The 5,291-nt window shown below is 74.6% G+C and carries 4 protein-coding genes and 1 pseudogene; all 5 read right to left on the bottom strand.

Features of this window, described 5'->3' with window-relative positions:
- Positions 1-300 precede the first annotated feature (300 nt).
- A complete protein-coding gene (locus ACTUAL_RS27465; protein WP_177154671.1) occupies positions 301-453 on the bottom strand; it encodes a hypothetical protein in 153 nt (50 codons plus the stop codon).
- Positions 453-746, bottom strand: coding sequence for a hypothetical protein (locus ACTUAL_RS27460; protein ID WP_096497055.1), 294 nt, complete (start codon positions 744-746; stop codon positions 453-455). The genes ACTUAL_RS27465 and ACTUAL_RS27460 overlap by 1 nt, the downstream gene beginning before the upstream one ends.
- 1,862 nt (positions 747-2,608) lie before the next feature.
- Positions 2,609-4,180: a bifunctional phosphoribosylaminoimidazolecarboxamide formyltransferase/IMP cyclohydrolase gene (purH, locus tag ACTUAL_RS27455; protein WP_440902274.1), complete on the bottom strand. Its 1,572-nt coding sequence runs from the start codon at positions 4,178-4,180 to the stop codon at positions 2,609-2,611.
- Complete coding sequence (gene purN / locus ACTUAL_RS27450) at positions 4,177-4,812, bottom strand: phosphoribosylglycinamide formyltransferase (protein WP_096497057.1); 636 nt, start codon at positions 4,810-4,812, stop codon at positions 4,177-4,179. Before purN ends, purH begins: the two co-directional genes overlap by 4 nt.
- A gap of 150 nt (positions 4,813-4,962) precedes the next feature.
- Positions 4,963-5,291, bottom strand: a pseudogene (locus ACTUAL_RS27445) (DUF6350 family protein); the annotation flags it as partial.

The following is a 5,291-nucleotide window of genomic DNA, read 5'->3' as shown; positions in this document are numbered from 1 at the left end:
GGCCCGGGGGCGGGGGGGGGGCCCGGGGGGGGCGCCCGGGGGGGGGCCCGGGGGCGGGCGCCGGGGGGGGGGGGGGGAGGGCCCCCCCCCCGCCACCGGCGTTGTGGCGGGGATTTTCGGGTTGTCGCAGGGTTCTCGCGGGCGAGGTCCGATGGCGCCGCCGAGGCTCAGCGGGCGCCGCTGGGGCTGATGTCCGCCCCGAGCCCGACCGGCGCCGCCGAGGCTCAGCGGGCGCGTCGCCGGGGCCCTGCCGCGGTGGTCGCGGTGGCCGTCGTGGTCGCGGTGCTCGTTCCCGCTCGGTCACACGAGGTCGTCGGGCGCCCGGCGGGGCAGCGGGACGAGCAGCGGGGTCCAGCCGAAGCTGTGGTGGTACGCGGGTTCGCTGTCCTTCTCGTCCACCTCGTGGGCGGCCCACCAGTCGGCGAGACCGCGGAAGTCGTCGGAAGCCGACATCAGCCGTGAACCCCTTCCACTGCCCACTTCCCGCCGGTGCGGATCAGCAGGAACACCAGTTGTCCCCCGTCGGCCGCCACGCCGACGACCTGCAGGTGCGCCGCCCGGACGAGCGCCTGCTCGTCCCACCACCGCTCCCCGGCGGGCCAGGGCCCGGCCCAGGAGACGACCTCGCGCACCGTCCCCCCGTGCACGAGACGGCTGGGGGTCACGGTCAGCTCGGCGTCCCCGGTGATCCCGACGTCACCACCCGCCCCGTCGACGAGCGCCACGGGCTCGGGCTCCGCGAGCACCGTCGCCGGTGACGCCGAGGGGAGCCAGACGGGACTGCGCGGTCCGCGTTCTGAGACGAAGGTCCGATCGCGGGCGAGCACCCGGTCCGCGCGGGCCAGCGCTCGGGAACGCGCCGGATCGACGCGACACGAGCCGACACCCCCCGACCGATCACCGGAACCCGGACCGGCACCAGCCCGATCACCGTGGGCCGGCCCGACGTGCGCCGGGTCGGTGTGTGCCGAGCTGACGGGAGCGGGGCTGGCGTGAGCCGAGCCAGCGTGCGCCGGGCTGGTGCGGACGGAGCCAGCATGAGCCGGGTCGGTGTGGGCAGGGTTGGTGTGGGCCGGGTTGGTGTGGGCCGGGTTGGTGTGGGCCGGGAAAGCCTGGCCTGGGCTGGCATGGGCCGAGTCGGCGTGGGCCGGGCCAGCGTGCGGCGGACTGGTCTGGGTCGGACTGGTCTGGGGCGGACTGGTCTGGGGCGGACTGGTTTGGGCCTGGTCGGGGGTGTGCGGTGGCGGGGTCTGGCGCGGAGCGCTGAGCTGAGTTGAGGTGAGCACCGTGTTCCTCGTTCCTCTCCTGCGCGGCTAGGACGTGCGCGATCGCCGGGACTTGCCACTTCTCCAACCCCGTCGCGATCCTGGTGCGCGACGGCGCGCCGAGCCGGGAGCCAAGCCCAGGCAGCAGCAACTTTCACCGGGTCGGGTTGGGCTTGAGTCACCCCTGCGGTGATCACCGTTCCCACCGCGCCCGCAGGCGCACGGCGCGGTCGGGAGCAGCAGCCCGCGAAGTGCGGCCCGCACCCGGACCGAGGTGGATCGTGACGACGGCGGCACCCAGCGCCGCGCGGTGGACAACCGGACCGACACGCCCTCACCCACCCCAGCCCGGACCCGAACCCGAGCCCGACCGGGTCCCGGCCTGGGCAACACGAGCACGAGCGGCGCGAGCACCAGCAACACGAGCACCGGCGGCGCGAACATCAGTGGCGCGAGCACCAGCGACATGAGACCCAGCAGCACCGGCCTCAGCGGCATTGGCTTCAGCAGCACCGCCCCCGGCAGCGCCGCCCCCGGAAGCGCCAACCCCAACTGCTCTGGCTCCGGTAGCTCTGGCCTCACCAACTCTGGCCCCGGCAGTTCTAGCTCCAGCGACTCCGCCCCCAGCGACTCCGCCCCCGGCGGCCCCGCATCCGGCAGTGCCAGCCCAGGCAGTTCCAGCCCCGGTGGCTCCGGCTTCAGCGCCCACACCCGTCGGCGCGCCGACTCCGGCCGCACCAGCCCCCAGCCAGCGCCGAACACCCCCACCCCAGCGCCCGCTCCAGCGCCCGCCCCCGCAGACCTCCCGCGCCCCACCCCCGCACAGCAGCAAGAGCAGCGAGAGCAGCAACGGTGCCAACCCGCGCATGGGCACCGTGCTGCTCCGCCTCAGGTCGCCCCACGGGAGGAGGGCCGCCGATTCCCCGCGAACCGGTCGGCGCCGGGCCCGCGCCGAAGTCGACTCGCCCGCCGCACCTACCCCGAGTGCGGCCTGCGTCGCCGTTGTCGACCTCAGCACCTGACCCCTCCTCAACGAAGTCCGCGCGCACCCCTGTGCGCGGACCGCCGTGGGAAGTCCGGCGACCTGACGTGTCGAACATGTGTTCGAACAACGCCATGATCTTATCCCGTCGCGCGGCCGACCTGTCAACGCCAGACCAACGAGATCACCTGTTGGTGGCCCCGCCCGAGCACCCCGCCAACACCCCCGCCGACAACCCCACCACCCCCCGAAAACCCTTGCCCCACAACCAGAAAAGAGCCGAGGCGGACCCCCGTGAAGGGTCCCGCCTCGGCTCTCGTCCGAACAACCACCGACCCCCACCGGGGGTCAGCCGGAGAACTCAGTGCGCGAAGTGCCGCGTCCCGGTCAGGTACACCGTCGCCCCGGCCGCCTCCGCCGCCGCGATCACCTCGGCGTCGCGGACCGACCCGCCGGGCTGCACGACCGCCCGCACGCCCGCCTGGAGCAGCACCTCCAACCCGTCCGGGAACGGGAAGAACGCGTCCGAGGCCGCCACCGAGCCGGAGGCCCGCTCGCCCGCCCTGGACACCGCCAGGCGCGCCGCGTCGACCCGGTTGACCTGCCCCATGCCCGCGCCCACCGTCGCCCCGTCGTGCGCCAGCAGGATCGCGTTCGACTTCACCGCGCGGCACGCCCGCCAGGCGAACGCCAGGTCGGCGAGCCCGCGCTCGTCCAGCGCCTCGCCGCACGCCAGGGTCCAGTTGGCCGGGTCGTCGCCCTCGGCCTCGATGGTGTCGGCGGCCTGGAGCAGCACCCCGCCGGACACCGCCCGGAACTCCGCCCCGCCGCGCACCGGCACCGGCGCGACCAGGATGCGCACGTTCTTCTTCCGGGTCAGCACGTCCACCGCCCCGTCGGCGTACGACGGCGCGATCACCACCTCGGTGAAGATCTCCGCGACCTGCTCGGCCAGCTCGACGGTGACCTCGCGGTTGGCCGCGATGACCCCGCCGAAGGCGCTCACCGGGTCGCTCGCGTGCGCCTTCCGGTGCGCGTCCGCGATCGCGCTCTCACCGGGCAGCGCCGACACCGCGATGCCGCACGGGTTGGCGTGCTTGATGATCGCCACGCAGGGCAGCTCGTGGTCCCACGCCGCCCGCCACGCGGCGTCCGCGTCGACGTAGTTGTTGTACGACATCTCCTTGCCGTGCAGCTGCTCGGCGGTCGCCAGGCCCTCGGCGCCCCCGGTGTCCAGGGCCGCGCCCTGGTGCGGGTTCTCGCCGTAGCGCAGCACCTGCTTGCGCTGCCAGGTCGCGCCGAACCACTCGGGGAACCCGGTCTCGTCCGGCACCAGCTCGGCGCCCATCCAGGACGCCACGGCGACGTCGTAGGACGCGGTGTGCCGGAACGCGTCGGCGGCGAGCCGCTGCCGGTCGCCGAGGGTGAAGCCGCCCTCGCGGACCTGCTCCAGCACCCACGAGTACCGCGACGGGTCGACCACGACGGCCACGCTGGCGTGGTTCTTCGCGGACGCGCGGACCATCGCGGGCCCGCCGATGTCGATCTGCTCGACGCACTCGTCGGCCGACGCGCCGGACGCCACGGTCTGCGCGAACGGGTACAGGTTCACCACGAGCAGGTCGAACGCGGCGATGCCCAGCTCGTCCAGCTTCTCCACGTGGGAGGGCTTGCGCATGTCGGCGAGCAGGCCCGCGTGGACGCGCGGGTGCAGGGTCTTGACCCGGCCGTCCAGCGCCTCGGGGAACCCGGTCACCTGCTCGACCGGCGTCACCGGGACCCCGGCGTCCGCCAGCGCCTTGGCGGTGCCGCCGGTGGAGACGATCTCGACCCCGGCCGCGTGCAGGCCGGTGGCGAGTTCCAGCAGGCCCGACTTGTCGGAGACCCCGATCAGGGCCCGACGAACCGGTCGCCGCTCGGCAGGAGTGGTCACGGGATGCTCACCTTTCGTCCGTTCACGGTGCAGCCCTCTCGGGCAAGTCGGGCGACCACGTCGACGAGAAGCCGCCGCTCCACCACCTTGATGCGCTCGTGCAGGCTGTCGACGTCGTCCTCCGGGAGGACCGCGACCGCCTCCTGGGCCAGGATCGGCCCGGTGTCCACCCCGCCGTCGACCAGGTGCACGGTGGCCCCGGTGACCTTGACGCCGTACTCGACGGCGTCGCGGACGCCGTGCGCGCCGGGGAAGGCGGGCAGCAGCGCGGGGTGGGTGTTGACCATCCGCCCGCCGAAGCGGGCCAGGACGGCGGGTCCGAGGATCTTCATGAACCCGGCGGACACCACCAGGTCGGGCTCGTGTGCCTGGACCGCGTCGGCGAGGGCGGTGTCCCACTCCTCGCGGGTGGCGTGGTCGCGCAGCCGCACGGCGAAGCCGGGGACGCCCGCGCGCTCGGCGCGGGCCAGGCCCTCGATGCCGGTGCGGTCAGCGCCGACCGCGACCACCTCGACGGGGTAGTCGGGGGAGGCGGCGGCGTCCAGCAGCGCCTGCAGCAGGGTGCCGGAGCCGGAGACGAGGACGACGACCCTCGCGGGGACGGGAAGCCGGAGTGTGGTCGCGGCGCTCAGCGTGCTTCTCCTTGCTGGGGACTGTCACAGCAGCTCGGCGGCAAGCCTAGGCGCTGGCCGCGCGGCGACGTCCGCCAGGGGCGGTTGAGACCCTGGTCAGGGGATGTGCAGGGGGCCGGGCGCAGGTCGGCGCGACCTACGCCCGGCGGGTCAGCGGCGGGGCGCGGGGCCGGGTCCGGCCGGGTCGTCGGGGAGGTCCTCGTCCAGCTCGGCCAGCTCGCGGAACTCCGCCAGGTGGCTGAACTCGGACTCGTCCACCTCCTCGTAGCGGGTTGAGCCCTCGGGCGCCTCGGGGACCTCGTCGGCTAGGTCGGCGCCCGCCAGGTCGTCGGCCGTCCGCTCGGCCTCGACGAGCTCGTCCTCGGACAGCACGTCGGGCACCGCTCCGCCGGCGTCGGGCGCGTCCTCCGGCGCGTCCAGCTCGTCCTCGTAGCCGGCGGCGAACCCCGCCGCGTCGTCCACGGAGTCGTCCACCCGGT

Source organism: Actinosynnema sp., from assembly GCF_052038725.1.
The sequence above is the reverse complement of the archived record's forward strand: the minus strand, read 5'-3'. Positions and strand labels throughout refer to the sequence as shown.

Bases quoted from the DNA above. Each gene is read 5' to 3' on its own strand.
- ACTUAL_RS27465 (WP_177154671.1), bottom strand. From the start codon at position 453: ATGTCGGCTTCCGACGACTTCCGCGGTCTCGCCGACTGGTGGGCCGCC.